This is a genomic window from Sphingomonas paeninsulae (assembly GCF_003660165.1).
Lineage (GTDB): Bacteria > Pseudomonadota > Alphaproteobacteria > Sphingomonadales > Sphingomonadaceae > Sphingomonas_O > Sphingomonas_O paeninsulae.
In genome coordinates this window covers 697,404-714,112 of the sequence record NZ_CP032828.1, presented here as the reverse complement: position 1 = coordinate 714,112, position 16,709 = coordinate 697,404, and the positions used below count along the sequence as shown (strand labels likewise).

Here is a 16,709-nt window from a genome sequence, read left to right as displayed (position 1 = left end):
CATCGGCGCGTGATGGGCGTCGGTGATGATCTGCCGAGCCTTCATCCGCTTAAGCAGCCAGTGCGTTCCCCAGCTTGCCTGTATGAGGGTCTGGCGCATTGACCCCGGGACGAACTTCCATCGGCCCTGACCAACAAGCCAGAGGGCGATTTTGCGGTCTCGGTTCAAGATGCCGTATCGGGTTTCTGGCACGTCGCCGGGCAAGAGCGCACTCACGCCACCGCACTCAAAACAGCGTTCCTTGCGAGACGGTCCTGCTGGAGCGTAGCGCTGAGAGACATCCACGCATCTGCTGCAGCCAGCGGGCAAACTCCGTTTCCTGCCGCTCGAAGCCGCTCAATCCTTCCGGCCACCCCATGAGCCACTCGACAAAGAGCGGGTTCAAGGTCCGGCGCGTCTCGGCTGACTTCATGCCAGAAGGGGTCGGCCGGTCCGGGAGCAAAAGGTCGACGCTGGCGAACGGCGCAAAGCCCCGCTCCGCGGCGTAATCCAGCATATCCATTCGCGATTTGCCGTCGGCTCTGATCGTTACCGGGCCCGAGCCCTTGTGATCCCTCGTACAAGGTGTCGGCCAATTGGCGGCTTCGTCGTTCAGATTGCGCATTCCGTGTCCCTGCGCCTTCTTCTCCGCTATATATTCCGTTGTGTGAGGCGGAAAATGATCGCGTGTGCAGGGTGTCGCCCACGTGGCAACCTCGGTCACCAGCGAATGCTTCCCCGCCTTGTCCACGTAACCCGTGCCAGAGCCCCGCTGGGTTTTCTCTCCTCGGGTAGAATCTCCCGCCTGTGGCGTCCGCCAGATCTCGGTCTGCCATGATGAACAGTCGCTCCCGCCGGTGGCTGGCGCCAACGCCGGCCGCTGAGAATATTCCTGCCGCAACGCGATAGCCCAGTCGCTCCAGTGCAGGGACGAGGGCTGCGAGCTGCCCGTCAGCGTTCCCCGCGACGTTTTCGCGAAAGACACGATCAGGCCGGCACTCGTCCACAATCCTGACGACCTGATCGATGAGGAAGCGGTCGTCGCTGGCTCCGCCTCGCTTGCCGGCAACGCTGTTCGGCTGGCAGGGATCTCCGGAAGCGACGCAATGAACGCGGCCACGCCACGGTCGAGCGTCGAAAGTGGCAAGGTCAGACCAGACAGGAGCCGGATGAAACCACCCAGCTTCCATCGACGCGACCAAGCTTGCGGCTGCTGCGGCTTCCCTCTCCACATAAGCGATTCCGCGCGCTCCGGGTTCGGCAATTCGGATGCCGCATTCCAGTCCGCCGACGCCGGCGCAGAGGCTGATGATATTGAGGGGACGTAAAGCCAGGTCATTCACGCGTCACCTGCTGAAATCATGACGTCAAGCTGCTCAGCAACGTCGATCAGCCGCGCTGCCGCCTGAATCGCATGATCGCGCTTGAAGCGCAGACCGACATTGACCCGGGCATGGTTCGCCAGTTTTTCGCCCAGAAACAGCTGGGTATCGTGTCCGTGCCCATCGTTTCGCACACTTTCCAACAGGTCGAGGACGGTGTGCTGGATCTGGGTGACGCCTTGTCGCATGTCGTTCACGCCGCGTGCGCCCAGGCCATCGGGTTTTCCATCCAGCCAGAGATGTCCGACCCGCGCCAGGCGACGCAGTTGATCGAGAGCTTAACCTGCGCGGGAAATGCGCCGTCAGCCATCTTGGCGTAGATCGTGGACCGGCACATGCCCGTTACGCGCATGACCTCGGGAAGCCGCATAAAGCGGTCGTTATCGGCGTTCATGTGCGTGCTCCTATCAAGCGACGTAATTGAGATTGGCAAAGGGCGACGCGAGCCACTCACGGAACGTGTGGTGGCTGTCGGCATCGAGATATCGGCGGTACCGCTGCTGCGAGCGGGTCAGCTTAGGGGGCGCGGGGCTTTGTTCAGCGACGTAGGCCCTGCCTGCATCGGTAACGTAGAACATGCTGTCACCACCCCATGGCCCGTCGTCGCGACGTGTCATCAGCCCGCGTTCGACCATGTCGACCAGGTTGTCCCAGCCGTCGCAGCCCGGGCCCGCGCAATAGCGATTGCGGTACTGGTTGCCCTGTCCGAACTGATCGACGCCGAGCGAGTGTTGAAGGATCGACAGGTCCGTCATGCCGCCACCTGGTCAGCTGGCACCAACGTAAGTGCTGCAACGTGCATGCGGCCCAGCTGGGCGCGCGCCGCGGCGGGGTCACTGTCACGATCGCATTGGCTTGCCAATAATGGCATACCGCTATCAATGCTGGCCAGAACCTCCGCGCGCGTTGCTTCGCGGCCCTCGGCATACCATTCCACTGCATGCGGCTTGCCGATATCGAACAGCGTACCGCCTCGGCCATCGCCGAACGACGAATAACCGAGTGACAGGTAAACAAGAGCAACGCCCGGATTGCGTTTGATCATCGTGCCCGCAGGCTGATTAATTCCGTGCGGCAAGTTTTTCTCGCCGACGCGCTTCATCCGCGGCTGGGAAAGGAACGGGCAGCGTCGCGCCGAGAACCGTGCACATTCAAGGTGCGACGGCGGCTCCGAACTAACGCGGTTCACGGCGCACATTGGGCCAATCACAAACGCTTTGATGCGACCGAGCTTGCCGCCGCAGACCCAGCAGCGGTCCTGACGTTGCGCGAGGCCGAACTTGCGACCGTCAGCGACGGGGAATTGCGGCTCGCCATCTACCCAGGCAACAAACCACGGCACCGGAAATCCGCGATGATCGACCGGTAGATCGCGCATACACGATGGCAGGTCTGGGAAGCGAACGCTCATGATTTCTTCTCCGGCGCAGGAAGCATAGGAAGCAGCGTCGGCATCGTGCCAATGCGGTAGGCCTCCGCCACTTGGGGGCGCAGCCAGTCGCCAGCGGTCTGGCCGTTGGTGCCGGGCAGCACGATGTTGGCGAGAAACTCGCTCTCGAATTCGCTGATGCCCGCCTCGACGGCCTCGAGCTTGGCTTTGATCACCAGCGCCAGCGCGCGCCACTTTTGGCGGACTGCCTGTTCGTAGTGCTTGAGCGCGACGTGATCCTCGCGCCTCCACAGCTTCCCACGGGACTCGTATGTCGTGAATTGCTTGTCGTCGCGCGCCGGGAGCGGCACGATGAAACGCACCTGACGGTCTGCCATGCGGAAGCCGATGACGGCATCCGCCTCCTGCCAGCCATACATGAACTGGTCAGCGCCATAGCGTTGCAGGGTGCGCTCGATCTCGTCGCGGCTGCGGCTGGACGATACCTCGGTCGAGGCAGCATATTTCGTCACTTTGCGGGATCCTTGGGAATGGCGAGCGCCTCAGCCGTCCACAGAGCCTTCATATCGTCATCGCAATGCGCCATTGCGGTAAGCCAGCTAGGCTCCTCGCCCGTGCTCATCTTGTAGTGAACCTGATAGAACAGGCTCTGCGCGTTGTGGGGCAGCTCGATTGGATGATCAGTGGCGCATTCTTGGCACTTGTCCTTGGGCGGCGGAATCAGGAACATTTTCCCGGCTTCAGGCTGAGTTGCCATCACGCCAACCCTAGCGCGTCGCGGTACGTCTCGAGCAGCGCGTCCATCTCGTCGCGGTCGCCCTTCTCCATGCGGCGCAAGCGAACGACGGCGCGCATAATCGTCGTATCGTAGCCCTGACCCTTGCTCTCCGAATAGACGTCGCGAATGTCGTCGCTGATGCCCTTCTTCTCTTCCTCGAGCCGCTCAATGCGCTCAATGAAGAGCCGCAGCTGGTCGGCCTGGATGATATCTGACAACGGTATTCTCCCTCTAAAATTGGCGTAACTATTCAGCGCGGCCCGACCCATCGGCACGGACCCGCTGCACGATCAGCAATGTTCACTCTCCCCGTCGGCGGGGTGTCCGTGGTTCGATTCAGTCGCCGCCCGCCTGGATGCGTTCGAAATGGGCACGCATGTTCACGACCAGCGCGAGAAGATCGTCGCACTCGCCAATGAGATTGAAATCACCGACGTCGGCGGAGTTGATGACCTTGTCGGCAGCGGCGCTGCTGATCCCCGCGATGATGGCGCCACTGTCGCTCACCAGCCTTCCGACCTGAGCGAGCCAGTCGCTGTCGATGTCCGATGCGGTCGGCAACTTCACGAGCGCATATCCGGCGCGCGCGGCGAGATGGCGGGTGACGATCGGGTGCCCAGCCTGACCATGCGTGATCGCCTCGAGATCCTCGACGACGTCGACGGGCATGAAGCAATCACCCTCAGGCCGACCGTATTCGCCGAGCACCGATTTGTTGGGGCGTGAGAATTCGGCAGCGGCTTCAAGGCCACCGGCGGCACGGACCAGCGCTTTGCTCGCAGCTTTGACCGCCTGCTTGGCTGGTGTGTTCTGTTCGCGGGGCATCATCGCGCTGCACCATTGGAAAAACAGCCTATGTTTCCGGGTGATAGCGTCCGGTGCCGTATGCGAGAGACGTCGAATGACGATGAAGGGGCACACCGCTGCGGAAGGAAAGCGGGAGGACCTCCCGCAGCGGTGCTATCGCGCCCGACGAGGAGCAGGGCGCGAATTCGGTTTGCGGACGCGCTCAAGCATTTGCTGGCAGCGCGCCGAGACGCTGGATCTCTTGTCGAGATCGAGGTCGCGGAGACGGTGCTCTTTGACACCCAGCGCTCCCAGCGTGACGCATGGATGAACTTCCCGACGAGGGTTGGACCGCTGCTGGCCGCTGAGCTTGGCATCGACGCGGACAAGTTAGTCGAGGCGCTGACCACTCATGTCCACCAGCTCCTCGATGATCTCGGCGAACCCGACGCTGACTTCGCGGCCCAACGCGAAGGCTGACCGGTTACGCCGATCTGCTCGGAGAGGCTGGACGCCGCCGCCCAGGATAAGCGTTCCGGAATGGGCTGACAGATTTCGCCGCTTGGCAAAGGAGGCGGGCAGCACTTCGGGTAACCGACGGCGTCCCGAATCGTGCGGCCATGATTATCGTGGGCGACGGTTCGCTTCCGCGCGTCGAAGCTTCGCGGTTCGCCGCGCTGGTCGGAGCCACCGTTCCGCTAACCCGTGAAGCTCAAGCCCCCGTGATCGACGCCGAAGAGCGTCGGCAGCCCCAATCAGGTGGTCGTGGCACGCGCGATCTCGCCGTTTCGGCGGTCAGCTATGATGCTGCCGCCCGCACCGTTGAGGCAGTCCTGTCGGCGGGTACACCAGTGCGCCGATACTACTTCACCGAAGAGCTGGAAATCAGCCCGGAGGCAATCGACCTTAACCGAGTGGAGCGGGGCATTTGCCCCCTGCTGGATACACATAATCAGTATGAACTTAACGCAGTGCTCGGTCGCATTTCGTCGGTTCGCATCGAAGACGGCCAGTTGGTCGGGCTTCTCCACTTTTCCGACACCGCCAATGGCCGCGACATCGAAGCCCGAGTTGCGCGCGGCGAGCTTGGCGCGATCTCGATCGGCTATCGGGTCACCAACTGGCAGATTTCCGAAGTCGATGACGCTGGCCACGAGACTTGGCGCGCTGTCGCCTGGGAATTGCTCGAGGCCAGCCTTGTTTCTGTTCCCGCTGATCCGAACGCCGTGGTTCGATCAATCCCGGCTGTTCCACACGGTACCCAAGAGGAAGATGAAATGCGCCGTAACATCCCAGCTGGTGCGGCTCCTGCCGCTGCCGCCACTACGATCCCTGTACCTGCCGCAGCCCCTACGGCTGTACGCATCGAGCCTGCCGCTCCTGTCGCGATCCCCGCCCCAGTCGTCCCTGAGCAGCGCGCCGCTGTTCCTGCTTCGCGGATCCTCGACCTTTGCGCCCGCACTGCAGATCTCGGCAGCGTCTTTGCCGACGAACTGATCCGCGTGAATGAAGCCACGCCGATGACCGAGGCTGAATTGCTCGGCCGGATCAGCGAGCGCCTCATCACCGCGCGTGCAACGCCTGTTATCAATGCCCGCGCCGGGTCGTCTGGCACCGAAAGCGCTGGTTACCGCGAAGCGCTCGAAGACGCTCTACTCCTTTCCGCAAACAGTGGATCGCGGGCCGAAGATCTTGGCATCACTCCTGAGCGCGCTGAGGCTTCCCGCGAATTCCGAGGCATGTCGCTACGCGAGATGGCCCGGGACTATCTCGACCGCACGGGTATTAGTGCCCGTGGTATGAACCCGATGGAAATTGCCGGACAGGCCCTCGGCTTCCGCGGCGGCTCGCTGACTACCAGTGACTTTGCCAATGCGCTCGGGAACGCGGCCAACCGCCGCGTCCGTCGTGCGTTCGAAGCAGCTCCCCAGTCGTTTCGCGCTTTCGTGTCGACTGATTCCCTCCCCGATTTCCGCCCTGCGGCAATCATTGGGATGGGCGATGCTCCAGCTCTGCTGCTCGTCACCGAAAACGGCGAGATCAAGCATGGCGCGCTGACCGACACAGGCGATACCTACAAGCTGGCCACCTACGCGCGGATCATCCCGATTTCGCGCCAGGCGATCATCAACGACGACAAGGGTCTCTTCGGCCGTATTCCGACGCAGTTTGCCAACAAGGCGGCGGATCTCGAATCCGACCTGGTCTACAGCCAGCTTACCGGCAACCCGACTGTCTATGACGGCAACCCGCTGTTCGACACTGCGATCCATAAGAACCTCGCGGCCGCCGGCACAGCAATCAGCGTTGCCAGCGTCGGTGCCGGTCGTTTGGCTATGAGCCAGCAGAAGTCGGCAGAAGGAAACAACCTGACGATCCGCCCTGTGTTCATGATCGTTGGGCCGTTGCAGGAAACTGCCGCTGAGCAGTTCCTGACTGCCGTCACCGCTCAACAGACCAGCAACGTAAACCCGTTCTCGGGCAAACTCATCCTGGTTGTCGATCCGCGCATCACCGATCTGGCCTGGTATCTGTCGGCATCGCCAGACGCCTTCGACACGATCGTTCTGGCGCATCTTGAGGGGCAGGAAGAGCTCTTCACCGACACGCACCTGTCGTTCGAGGTCGACGGCATCAAGTTCAAGGCTCGCCTCGATGTCACGTCGAAGGTCCTCGACTGGCGCGGCCTCTACAAGAACCCGGGCGCGTAACCGCGCTTTTCCACCCGTCGATGTAAGCCACGAGGACATCCGAGATGAAGAAATTGTACATTGTCGCGCTGGCGTTTCCGGCGATCGTTGCCAGCGTGCTACGGCAACCGATCGAAGGGCCGCTCACTGTCACCGAAGACGAGGCCTTGCGCCTCTATGAGAATAACCTGTTGGTCGGGGAGCCGGAGGCTGTTCCGGAGCCCGATCGGGAGGAAGAGGACGGCGACGGCCTCGAAGATCTGACCGTCGCCGTCCTGACAGAACTCGCCGGCACCGAGGGCGCCCCTCTCGGTGAAGCCACCCGCAAAGCGGACATTATCGCCGCCATTCGGACGCATCGCGAAGCTTGATCGGCTGACCGCCTCGTCAAAAAGGAAACCCTGACATGAAAAATTATGTGCAGCTTGGCGATAACGTCACGCTTCCTGCTCCTTACGCGGTCGCCAGCGGCGGCGGTGCCCTGATTGGCTCTATCTTCGGAGTTGCATCTGCAGATGCCGCCCCTGGCGCCGACGTGTCATTCTGCCGCGTCGGCGCGTTCACCTTGGCCAAGGCCGCCGGCACGGCATGGACAGTGGGCGTGAAGCTCTATTGGGATACCCCCGTCGTGCTTCAACATGATGCGGAACTCCTTGCTCGCGTGGTGTTGCCGCTCGCGGTCGCTCTGGTCGGCGTGTCGGCTGGTGTCGTCGTGCCTTTGGACAACCTCAGTGGATCCAGTCCGATTGCCCCTATTCCACTTGCCATCTCTGATTTCAAAAAGGGAGAATACAGTATCGGCGGTGTTGCAAAAACTTTGTTCGATCTGTGGGTGGGCAAGGATGAATTTGATCCCTGGACTGGGAGCAACGTCATTCCGGGCACAGGCATGGTGAATACCTCTACCGGTCAATCCGGAGTTGAATTTCCGTCTCCGATTGTGCTCCCCGCCGTATTCGATCCCTCCAACATGGATGAAGGCATCACCGCTGTGATTCATTCAAAATGGGATTTTGTCCCCTCCGAGAGCGGATGGGGATATATTTTCCGGCAGGAGCTATTTGCCAATGACGATGTTGATTACAGCAATCGATACAACGCACAGCTAAATGTGACGGCCAATGAGGCGGATAGATCCATTCAATTCACCGCCGGCAGCTATGGTGACACTCAGATTTTAGATCTGACCGCGGGCAATGTGTTTCATTCCGCAGTCTCGATGAAAACTGGCAGCATCCTAAACAGTGTCAACGGCAACGTTTCGGCAGAAGTGGCGGCAGAAGCCATCTCGGCGACGTCCTTCGGCTTAAACCTGTCTCGGACAACATCTTATAAAGGTACGTTCACCCACACGATCGAGCGTATCGAATTCTACCCAGTACAGTCGGCTGCATCCTTGCAGGCCTTATCAACGCTAGTGTGACGCTTACGGGCGCGGCAAAACTTTCTGCGTCAGAGCGATGGACATGCGATTTTGACAAGATCATCCTACCCCAATGTGCGGACGCTACCGAGACACACGCCCTTGGGCTGAGCTTCACGCGGCATTGCGCGAGTTCGTCGGCCCGTTCGATCAGCCCGCCCTCAACCTGGAATCGCGCGAACAAGTGCGGCCGACACAGGCGGCGACGATCGTGCGGTTACATGATGCTGCACCGTCGGTATCGCAGGCGCGCTGGTTGCTTGTTCCATGGTTCCACAAAGGCGCGCTGAAGGACTGGAAAGCGACCACCTTCAATGCCCGCGCAGAGACAGTGCGGACCTCTCGCGCTTATCGTGACAGCTTTGCACGTCGCCGCTGCCTCATTGCCGCAGACGGCTGGTACGAATGGAAGGGCGAGCGCGAAGACGACCCAAAAAAGAAACAGCCGTGGCTATTCGAGCCGCGCCACGGCGAGCCGATCATGCTGGCGGGCATCTGGGATCGCTGCGAAACGACTGATCAGGGCGCAGTCGAAAGCTTCACGGTAATCACGCAACCCGCCGGTGCACCACTTAACGCATACCACGATCGCGCGCCGGTCGTGCTGTTCGGACAGGATTGGGCGCGATGGCTGGATCTCGACGCGGATATTGATGATCTGCTCGGGCCGGAAAGCGCCGACCGGTTTACCGTGACGAAGAGTGCGATCCGCTAAACCCGTTCAACCTCGATATCGGTGAGCGGGTCGAGCCACACGCGATCGGCATCATCCTTGTGCGCCACGCCCGCTTTTGCCGCCGCATTTCGCGCAAGTGCTCCGGTCTCGAACCATTGCCCGGCCCTGATCGGGGTGACGTATCGATAACGCGTCACTCCTCCGATTCCTTCTCCGCCTTCAACATCTCGCCCAACGTCCGGTATTTGGTCGTCTCGCCCAGCCTATCAAGCGCAGTCGGATTGCCCATCTCGCGCAGGAGCATATTGCCCCAATTGTCGGGGTTTGGAGGGTGCCGCGTGTAGATGCAATACGTGCAGGTCACGAGCGCATCGTCATCGCAATGCTGGTTCTTACTGCCGCACATCGCTTTGCCGTAATGGGTTTTGTGCATGATCGCCATGTTCCCATAATGTTCTCGTTTGGCGATTCGGGCAACGACCATTTTGCTGGTGTCGGCAATATGGTGCCAGGCATTCAAGACCTGCTACCCCTGATCGGCGATGATCTTCCTGAGCTGCGTGACGATGACTTTCCCCCTCAAGTGCATCGCTACCTGCTCGTAACCCTCGCGATACAATTTCGCTCTGATCTCGGTCACGTTCTGGCAATCGCCTTCATTCGCGATCTGGAACGCTCTTTCAATCACTCCCAGCGAGGTCTGCACTGTAGTGGCCCTTTCAACGGCAGCGTACTCCGACATCGATCGTGTACAGAGTCGACTGGATGTTATCCGCAACGGCAATCGGGCACGCAAGAGGAGTTCACTCAGCGATCCCGACGCAATCGCCGACGTATGAATTCGAGGGAATGAATGCTCCAATCAACGCGGCACTGAGAGCCAATGATAATGCTGTCAGAATGTGCATCCGGTCTCAAACTGGCTGGTTCCGACACCGTTCCTACCTGCTCAGGATTTGCACAACATGGCAGCGCGGCGCTTCCGACCCCTCCCTAAGTGGCAGACCGCAGCGCCTCATTGATCCGCGACTGCCATCCAGGCCCCGTTGCCCTGAAACGCTCCAGGACATCGTTATCCAACCGCAGCGACACCAGCGTCTTGCTTGAGCTGACAGAGCCTTTTGGTCGACCACGGGGCTTACTGCCATTCGGAAATGCAGCCGACAGCTCCGGAAAGTCCGCAATTGGGCGGGCCTTCGCGAAATCTTCAGCGGTCCATTCGGGGTTGTCACTGTCGAAAACGACAGGACCATGTTTGTCAGAAACCATAGCGACGTACCTCCTTGCGATGAGCGCGGCGTAGATTGATGACGCGGACGACGTTGCCGCGCATCGTCACCGCCGCACAATGGGCAATTCCGTCGATGGTCCCGTAGAGACGAAGGCGACGTTCAGCGAACCGGGTGTCTTCTACGACCACGATCCCCGCGAGTTCGACTGCCCGATCCAGCGACACGCCATGCTTGGCGATATTTGCTGCGTCCTTCGCGGGGTCAAACTCGATGTCCATGCATTATCTGTAGCTACGAATTATCATCGCTGCAAGCATTATCTGTAACTACAGATAATTAATATTCGATATTCGAACACAACCGTCCGGCTAAGGCCGAGGCGGGGTTCCGTGCTTCAACACGGAAACCGACGCGCTAGGACGCGCCACGAGCGGCAGGCCTTGCCGCAACGCCCCGCACCCGTCGACCGGGCCGGGCACCATTGAGAGCTAAATCGTTATGGAGTCGTTACTACCCGTGCGTCCCGCATTGCCTGTCGCGCCTTATCTTGGCGGAAAACGTAATCTTTCGCGCCGGCTGGTCGAGCTGATCGGCACAATCCCACACAATCTTTATGCTGAGCCCTTCGTGGGGATGGGGGGATATTCTTCCGCCGGAAAACCCGCCCGACGTCCGAGGTCATCAATGACATATCGGCCGACGTCGCGACGTTGTTCCGAATCCTGCAGCGTCACTATCAGGCGTTCCTCGATGTCATCAAATGGCAGCTGACCAGCCGCGCCGAATTTGAACGGCTATTGGCTGTCGATCCTGACACGCTGACCGACCTAGAACGCGCAGCGCGGTTCCTTTATCTGCAACGCACCACGTTCGGCGGCACCGTGTCCGGCCGAAACTTCGGTGTCAGTCGCACCGCTTCCGCCCGGTTCGATCTGACAAAGCTCGTCCCTATGCTCGAGGACGTGCACGAACGGCTGGCGCGCGTGGTGATCGAGCGACTGCCCTATGGCGACTTCATCGATCGCTATGACACCCCGGGCGCGCTGTTCTATCTCGATCCTCCGTACTGGAACTGCGAGAAGGATTACGGTCCCGGCGTTTTCGAGCGAGCTGACTTCGAGCGCCTGGCACACCAGCTCGGAAAGATCGCGGGACGGTTCGTGCTCTCGATCAACGACACATCCGGAACGCGCGAGGTCTTCGCGGACTTCAACATCGCAGTCGTTCCGAACCGCTATTCGATGGCAGTCAAAAGCACGGGAACAGCGAAACACGTTACCGAATTGATCGTGAGCAACGTCTGACCACCTGGGCCCGAAGTTTCGAATTAGCGCTGTTTCGAAACTTCGGGCCGCAATCGTTCAAGCCGCATGGTGTCTGAGCCCGACGAATGCAAAGTCTCGCGGTGATGCGAAAGTCGCCTATGGCGTTATCAAGCGCGACAGCTGCCGTTGTGCGAAGCGCCATGCTCTGCCAGCATCGCATCAGCGAATTTCCCACGCCACGGATTAGCTAAATGTCAGCGCCTAATGCATCTAAGTTTTGGTACCGATTCGCTACCGCGATAGCCTCGTGCGTAGTCGGCTATATCGCAAAAATCATACTTGAGGCTTGGGGCGTGCTTGATCCCCTCTCGCGATCAGTGGGGATATGGCTCCATAGGCATATTTCGCCGACAGTTGCCGGATGGACTGTTGCGGCGCTGGTCGCGCTGATAATCTATACGCTAGTGCTATGGTGGTTCTGGCAGCGCCTGCATAGCTCCAAGGAACTGCCGATCATGGAGCAACATCCGAACTCGACCGGTGCGATGGTCACCCCTGAAGGATATGTGCGGGCGGGCTCAGGTCAGAACGCGACATTTTGGGGTGGCGGTGGCGGTGGCGGCGGCGGTCTAGTCATTGAATCAGACGGCTCCGTGCAAGCTGGCGGCGGCGGAGGGGGCGGCGGCCTCGGCTCCGGCGGTCCCGGCGGCGGTCCGGTGGGCGGAGGAGGAGGAGGAGGTGCTGTGGGATTGCCTCCGGAGTTTTTTAGAAGCCCGACAGGTCAACTCCTTATGATCGATGGGCAAATGAGATCCGCTTACCTGGCCGAAAATACGGGAGCTATGGACGGATCGACAACTTTCGCCGTACCCGAGTTTTGGGCAAACAACTGGCTCCGTCAAAATAATTTGCCTTACGATTACGAGCTGGTGGAGGCGGGCCAGATAAGGTGGACGCCAAGATAGGCGGGCGAAGCGAGGCTTACCGTCGGCTTTTGACATATTCTTCGTCACCGCCGAACGCCCCGCATTGGTTGCTACAAGACGATAAGAAGCCTTTATGCAGTGGCTACCGCGTCTTCGCGGTCAGGAACTCGGCAGGATCCACCAGCCCCTCGGAAATCAGATTAGACCACGTCTCCGCTATCCTACGCCGGGTCGGCATATATTGGGCCCGGTTGTAGGCTCCTTCCACCTTGTTCGCCGGCACGTGCGCGAGCATTAGATCGATGATAGCGCGGTCTGCACTATTGCCGTTCTCATCGGTGCGGCCCTCAGCGACCGCCCTCTCGTTCATCGTCGTTGAAAAGGCAGCGCGCCAGCCGTGCGGGACGTGACGACTGTGGAAACCTACACGATTATAGAGATAACCGATCGCGTTGGCGCTCATCGACTTATAGCTGTGCCGCTGGCTGGGGAACACGTAGGCCATGCGGCCGGTCAGTCGCCGAATCGTGCGCAGCAGGTCAATCGCCTGCGACGTCAGCGGCACCAGGTGCTCGAACTCAATCTCGTCCTTGCGATCGAGCATCAACTTCATACGCGCCGGCGGAATTCGCCATAGCGCATCTGCTGTATGCTCCCTCGTATCCCAGTCGATGCCTTCGAACTCGCCCCAGGTCGCGCCGATTACGACGCCGGGACGTACAGCGGTCAGCGCCAGCAGCCTCGATGCTGCCTTGACCACCGGCGTCGCACTGGATGCCTCGGCCGCCAGCAGCACGCCGCGCAGCTGCTCAATGCCGACGAGCGCAGGTTGCTTCCCCGCCTTCCGCACTGGCTCCATTGCCTTGGTCATTTCGGCTGGAGCCGGGTTGAAGATCGCAATACCCGCGCCCATCGCATAAACGTAGATCGACGAAATGCGCTGGCGCAGTCGTCGGGACGTTTCGCCGGCACCGCGGGTTTCGACCTTCCTCAGACACTCAAGCACCATCGGCGTGCTGATCTCGCGCAGGGGCATGCCGCCCAGCGACGGGAACACATCCTTCTCCAAGCTGGTAATCACATCATCGGCGTGGACGGTCGACCATCGCTTCAGGTTTTTCGTGTGCCATTCCCTCGCGACGATCGCGAACGTGACTTCCGAGCTCGCGATACTGGATAGCTTCACCTTCTTGCGCTCGACGCGGGGATCTTTGTTATCGCGCAGCAGCTTCCGGGCCTCGTCGCGGAGCTCACGCGCTTCGGACAGGCTGATCTCCGGATAAGGACCGAACACGACCGCCTGTTCCTTGCCGCCGAACCGATATTTGAAGCGCCAGCCTTTCCCGCCGGCCTTTGAGATGAAGAGATAGAGTCCTCGCTCATCAAAGAGCTTATAGTCCTTGTCGCGCTTCACCGCCTTGCGGGCTGCGGTATCGGTCAGCATCGCTATACCCCCAAATAGAGAATTGTGCCCCCATATCTTACCCCCAGAACTGGCGATTGGGTCAGACCCGGCTGGACACCTGTCGGGGCATAATAGACGGTTTTCCGTCACTTGAAAGAGAACAAATGGAGGCCTTGGGTAGCGCCTAGAAGGCGCTGTGGCGGAGCGGCAGGGAATCGAACCCAGACTCCTTGCGGAACGGGATTTTGAGTCTGGCGCGACTACCTCGATAAATGACGGTTTTCTGCCATTGCTATTTCGGCTACAAGGAGGGCCAGCCAAGCCAACCATTTATTGATCAAAATGTGTAAGGTTTTGTGTAAGTCGGCCCAAGTCCGATGGCGCGCTATCCCCGAGCGGCGCTGAGACGATTCCTTTTCCGGATCGTTGACAAGTGGCATCTGGAGTATGTCGCTCCAGATGGTTTTCCTGCTCATGCGTCTTCATCAAGCAAATCAACGGGGATAAATTGCTTCTGAACGGCAGACGGCGTTGCGCGCCGAACATTGATCGACGCGGCATCGAGCGTGCTTTTGATATGCGCCGCATAGAACTTTTCGATCATCTCGACGCTGGCGCGAAATTCTTGGCGATCTGGTAGATGTCCGCAACTCGTCAGCTTCGATGAGTGCCCCAAAAGTAATATAAACTATCATAGTCTTTGTGCCCTTCAGACGAGGCACCTCATACAGTTGTTGCATTCACATTCGAATTGGAATACATTATTGTATTTGAAGACGAAGGTGAATTTATGGTGCGGGTTTCTCGACAACAAAGTCGTATTCAGACCCGCGAACGTATTCGATCGGCTGCCCGGCGAGAGTTTTCACGTCGTGGCTACGGCGCGACGACGATTGACGTTATTACCGAGGCGGCCGGATTTTCCCGTGGCGCATTTTACGCCAATTACGAAAGCAAACAGGATTTGCTTCTGGAACTAATGACCGAAAGCCATGAGCAGGAGGTTGTCGCTTGGACCGATCTGGTAGCACACAGCGACAACCTTGATGCGTTATTGGCGGAACTCGAACGCCGTTTCGACGAATACGCAGCGCAACGAGATTGGTGGCTGTTGCATGCGGAGTTGCAGCTTGAGGCTGAACGCCATGAAACGGTAGGAAAGTTACACCGCCTCTATAGCGAACGCACAACCACGGGGCTCGAGGCCTTGTTTTCCGCCCTCTTTAATCGCCTGGGGGTCGCGGGGGTTTTGACAAGACAGTTGCTGCAATGGCGCTGCGAGCATTAGCTCATGGCCTCATGTTTGAGGCATCTCCAGCACAGGACAAAACCAGCCCTGGTCGCGCAATCACGTTGTTCCTACGCGGGATCTTAGCCCTCTCTGCCGAACTAAAAAGCAAGTCATGAAATCGATGTCCATTCCAAAACACATTCCGGCCGAACGGGTCTTCGCGTTCGACCTGGTGGACGACGTCGAGGCGGGCGGTCTTCACGACGCACATGTAGCGCTTCATGGTCGCGCACCCGACGTGTTCTACACGCCGCTAAACGGTGGCCATTGGATGGTCACGCGCATGGTCGATGCCCAGAAAGTGATGACTGATCTCGACAACTACTCAAGTATGGACGTCCTGCCGCAGATGCCGTGGCCTCTGCCTCGCCTAAATCTCCCACCTCAGGACATGGATGCGCCCGATCATCTGCGATATCGATTGCTGCTTCTGAGATTTCTGGCTCCCAAAGAGGTAAATAAGTTGGAACCGGGCATCCGTTGCCTGATGAGTGAACTGATCGATGCAGTTCTCGCGAAGGGGGGCACCGAATTTGTTGCCGATATCGCAGTTCCATTACCGGTCAAGACCTTTATGGGCATGATGCATATGGACTTGACGCGTTATGCAGAATTCGTGCGCTGGGCAAATGGCATCTTGGCATCGCGAACCACAAGGCAGCGATTGTTGCCCTTTATAAGAATGAACGCTTACCTGAGATCGCTCATCCGTATACGGAAGCGCGCGCCATCTGATGATCCGGTAAGCATGCTCTTGGCAGCAGAAGTAAATGGCGAGAAATTGACCGATAAACGCGTCTTGGAAGTTTGCAATTTGCTGTTTCTCGCCGGGCTGGACACTGTCACCAACGCCCTCACTTTCATCACCCGTCACCTGGCGGAAAATCCGGCTGACCAACAGCGCCTGCGCGAAAATCCAGACCAAATTCCGGGCGCGATTGAGGAGTTTTTGCGGCGTTACGCCTTCGTCACAGTAATGCGACGCGTGAAGCACGACACCGAATTGAATGGCGCATTACTTCGCGCCGGCGACAAGGTGATCGTCAGCCTGCCAGCAGCCTGCAACGATGAGCGCGCGTTTGGATGTCCTATGCATGTCGATTTGGATCGTCCCAGGCCTGGCCATATTGCGTTCAACACGGGCCCACACAATTGTGCAGGAGCGCCAATGGCGCGCATCGAGCTCCGGGTATTCCTTGAAGAATGGCTAGCCCGCGTACCGCCCTTTCACCTCGTGGAGGCCCAGAAGTGCGAAATGCGAGGCGGCAACATCATGGCAATGGAAACGTTAAGACTGGCTTGGTGAAAATCTACGCCGCAATAGCACAAAGGTTTATCTTGTCGTGACGACAGAATAGCTGATTGAATCGCGCCGGATCTGTCGGAGACTGCTGGTTTAAATTTCGCAGCCATGCGTTCCTCGTTGAGCATAGTAGAATATCGTTCTTTTGCGTCGGCTGGGTGTATTTACCTTTTTTACCGATAG

General features: G+C 59.2%; 23 protein-coding genes and 2 pseudogenes. 9 read left to right on the top strand and 16 right to left on the bottom strand.

Annotation, left to right across the window (positions count from 1 at the left end):
* Positions 1-212: 212 nt before the first annotated feature.
* The 9 genes from D3Y57_RS04730 to D3Y57_RS04690 form a co-directional block, all read right to left on the bottom strand.
* Entirely contained in the window at positions 213-1,322 is a 1,110-nt protein-coding gene (locus tag D3Y57_RS04730) for a DNA cytosine methyltransferase (RefSeq protein WP_121151810.1), read from the bottom strand.
* Positions 1,319-1,558 (bottom strand): hypothetical protein, encoded by a 240-nt coding sequence (locus tag D3Y57_RS04725; protein ID WP_121151808.1) that lies wholly within the window; start codon positions 1,556-1,558, stop codon positions 1,319-1,321. The genes D3Y57_RS04730 and D3Y57_RS04725 overlap by 4 nt, the downstream gene beginning before the upstream one ends.
* Positions 1,555-1,755 carry a helix-turn-helix transcriptional regulator gene (locus D3Y57_RS04720; protein ID WP_121151806.1) on the bottom strand — a complete coding sequence of 67 codons (201 nt, stop codon included), beginning with the start codon at positions 1,753-1,755 and terminating at the stop codon, positions 1,555-1,557. Before D3Y57_RS04720 ends, D3Y57_RS04725 begins: the two co-directional genes overlap by 4 nt.
* Positions 1,756-1,768: 13 nt before the next feature.
* The gene (locus D3Y57_RS04715; RefSeq protein WP_121151804.1) at positions 1,769-2,116 is read right to left on the bottom strand and encodes a hypothetical protein; all 348 of its coding nucleotides are present in this window, start codon (positions 2,114-2,116) and stop codon (positions 1,769-1,771) included.
* On the bottom strand, positions 2,113-2,772 hold the full coding sequence (locus tag D3Y57_RS04710; RefSeq protein ID WP_162986964.1) for a hypothetical protein: 660 nt from the start codon (positions 2,770-2,772) through the stop codon (positions 2,113-2,115). The genes D3Y57_RS04715 and D3Y57_RS04710 overlap by 4 nt, the downstream gene beginning before the upstream one ends.
* On the bottom strand, positions 2,769-3,263 hold the full coding sequence (locus D3Y57_RS04705; RefSeq protein ID WP_121151800.1) for a hypothetical protein: 495 nt from the start codon (positions 3,261-3,263) through the stop codon (positions 2,769-2,771). The genes D3Y57_RS04710 and D3Y57_RS04705 overlap by 4 nt, the downstream gene beginning before the upstream one ends.
* A complete protein-coding gene (locus D3Y57_RS04700) occupies positions 3,260-3,508 on the bottom strand; it encodes a hypothetical protein (protein ID WP_121151798.1) in 249 nt (82 codons plus the stop codon). Before D3Y57_RS04700 ends, D3Y57_RS04705 begins: the two co-directional genes overlap by 4 nt.
* On the bottom strand, positions 3,508-3,747 hold the full coding sequence (locus D3Y57_RS04695; RefSeq protein ID WP_121152119.1) for a DUF2312 domain-containing protein: 240 nt from the start codon (positions 3,745-3,747) through the stop codon (positions 3,508-3,510). The genes D3Y57_RS04700 and D3Y57_RS04695 overlap by 1 nt, the downstream gene beginning before the upstream one ends.
* A 118-nt stretch (positions 3,748-3,865) precedes the next feature.
* Positions 3,866-4,357, bottom strand: a complete 492-nt coding sequence (locus D3Y57_RS04690) for a hypothetical protein (RefSeq protein ID WP_121151796.1) — start codon at positions 4,355-4,357, stop codon at positions 3,866-3,868.
* A gap of 189 nt (positions 4,358-4,546) precedes the next feature.
* Here D3Y57_RS04690 and D3Y57_RS20035 point away from each other — a divergent pair, with 189 nt between their 5' ends.
* The 5 genes from D3Y57_RS20035 (at position 4,547) to D3Y57_RS04665 (ending at position 9,143) form a co-directional block, all read left to right on the top strand.
* Complete coding sequence (locus tag D3Y57_RS20035; RefSeq protein ID WP_162986963.1) at positions 4,547-4,795, top strand: hypothetical protein; 249 nt, start codon at positions 4,547-4,549, stop codon at positions 4,793-4,795.
* A 140-nt stretch (positions 4,796-4,935) separates the two neighbouring features.
* Positions 4,936-7,026, top strand: a complete 2,091-nt coding sequence (locus D3Y57_RS04680) for a prohead protease/major capsid protein fusion protein (RefSeq protein WP_121151794.1) — start codon at positions 4,936-4,938, stop codon at positions 7,024-7,026.
* 44 nt (positions 7,027-7,070) lie between these two features.
* Positions 7,071-7,376 carry a hypothetical protein gene (locus D3Y57_RS04675; RefSeq protein ID WP_121151792.1) on the top strand — a complete coding sequence of 102 codons (306 nt, stop codon included), beginning with the start codon at positions 7,071-7,073 and terminating at the stop codon, positions 7,374-7,376.
* 35 nt (positions 7,377-7,411) lie between these two features.
* Positions 7,412-8,428, top strand: coding sequence for a DUF2190 family protein (locus tag D3Y57_RS04670; RefSeq protein ID WP_121151790.1), 1,017 nt, complete (start codon positions 7,412-7,414; stop codon positions 8,426-8,428).
* A 73-nt stretch (positions 8,429-8,501) separates the two neighbouring features.
* Positions 8,502-9,143: an SOS response-associated peptidase gene (locus D3Y57_RS04665; RefSeq protein ID WP_121151788.1), complete on the top strand. Its 642-nt coding sequence runs from the start codon at positions 8,502-8,504 to the stop codon at positions 9,141-9,143.
* On the opposite strand, the gene D3Y57_RS20030 is transcribed toward D3Y57_RS04665, so the two are convergent.
* From D3Y57_RS20030 to D3Y57_RS04645, 5 genes are all read right to left on the bottom strand, one after another.
* On the bottom strand, positions 9,140-9,301 hold the full coding sequence (locus D3Y57_RS20030; protein WP_162986962.1) for a hypothetical protein: 162 nt from the start codon (positions 9,299-9,301) through the stop codon (positions 9,140-9,142). The two genes, D3Y57_RS04665 and D3Y57_RS20030, sit on opposite strands and share 4 nt — an antisense overlap.
* Positions 9,298-9,624 carry a hypothetical protein gene (locus D3Y57_RS04660; protein WP_121151786.1) on the bottom strand — a complete coding sequence of 109 codons (327 nt, stop codon included), beginning with the start codon at positions 9,622-9,624 and terminating at the stop codon, positions 9,298-9,300. The genes D3Y57_RS20030 and D3Y57_RS04660 overlap by 4 nt, the downstream gene beginning before the upstream one ends.
* A gap of 6 nt (positions 9,625-9,630) precedes the next feature.
* Positions 9,631-9,810, bottom strand: coding sequence for a hypothetical protein (locus tag D3Y57_RS04655; RefSeq protein ID WP_162986961.1), 180 nt, complete (start codon positions 9,808-9,810; stop codon positions 9,631-9,633).
* Positions 9,811-10,097: 287 nt separating this feature from the next.
* A complete protein-coding gene (locus tag D3Y57_RS04650) occupies positions 10,098-10,373 on the bottom strand; it encodes a BrnA antitoxin family protein (protein ID WP_121151782.1) in 276 nt (91 codons plus the stop codon).
* Complete coding sequence (locus D3Y57_RS04645; protein ID WP_121151780.1) at positions 10,363-10,614, bottom strand: BrnT family toxin; 252 nt, start codon at positions 10,612-10,614, stop codon at positions 10,363-10,365. Before D3Y57_RS04645 ends, D3Y57_RS04650 begins: the two co-directional genes overlap by 11 nt.
* A 220-nt stretch (positions 10,615-10,834) precedes the next feature.
* Between D3Y57_RS04645 and D3Y57_RS04640 the strand changes: the two are divergent.
* Together D3Y57_RS04640 and D3Y57_RS04635 are read left to right on the top strand one after the other, a co-directional pair.
* A pseudogene (locus D3Y57_RS04640) lies at positions 10,835-11,640 on the top strand (DNA adenine methylase).
* Between the two features lie 314 nt (positions 11,641-11,954).
* Positions 11,955-12,566, top strand: coding sequence for a hypothetical protein (locus tag D3Y57_RS04635; protein WP_162986960.1), 612 nt, complete (start codon positions 11,955-11,957; stop codon positions 12,564-12,566).
* A gap of 103 nt (positions 12,567-12,669) precedes the next feature.
* Here the strand turns inward: D3Y57_RS04635 and D3Y57_RS04630 are convergent, their stop codons facing one another.
* Together D3Y57_RS04630 and D3Y57_RS04620 are read right to left on the bottom strand one after the other, a co-directional pair.
* Positions 12,670-13,971, bottom strand: a complete 1,302-nt coding sequence (locus tag D3Y57_RS04630) for a tyrosine-type recombinase/integrase (RefSeq protein WP_121151776.1) — start codon at positions 13,969-13,971, stop codon at positions 12,670-12,672.
* Positions 13,972-14,404: 433 nt separating this feature from the next.
* Positions 14,405-14,580, bottom strand: a pseudogene (locus D3Y57_RS04620) (site-specific integrase); the annotation flags it as partial.
* A 103-nt stretch (positions 14,581-14,683) separates the two neighbouring features.
* Between D3Y57_RS04620 and D3Y57_RS04615 the strand changes: the two are divergent.
* Positions 14,684-15,220 (top strand): TetR/AcrR family transcriptional regulator, encoded by a 537-nt coding sequence (locus tag D3Y57_RS04615; RefSeq protein WP_121151772.1) that lies wholly within the window; start codon positions 14,684-14,686, stop codon positions 15,218-15,220.
* Positions 15,221-15,335: 115 nt separating this feature from the next.
* Entirely contained in the window at positions 15,336-16,529 is a 1,194-nt protein-coding gene (locus D3Y57_RS04610) for a cytochrome P450 (RefSeq protein WP_121151770.1), read from the top strand.
* The last annotated feature ends 180 nt before the right edge of the window (positions 16,530-16,709 follow it).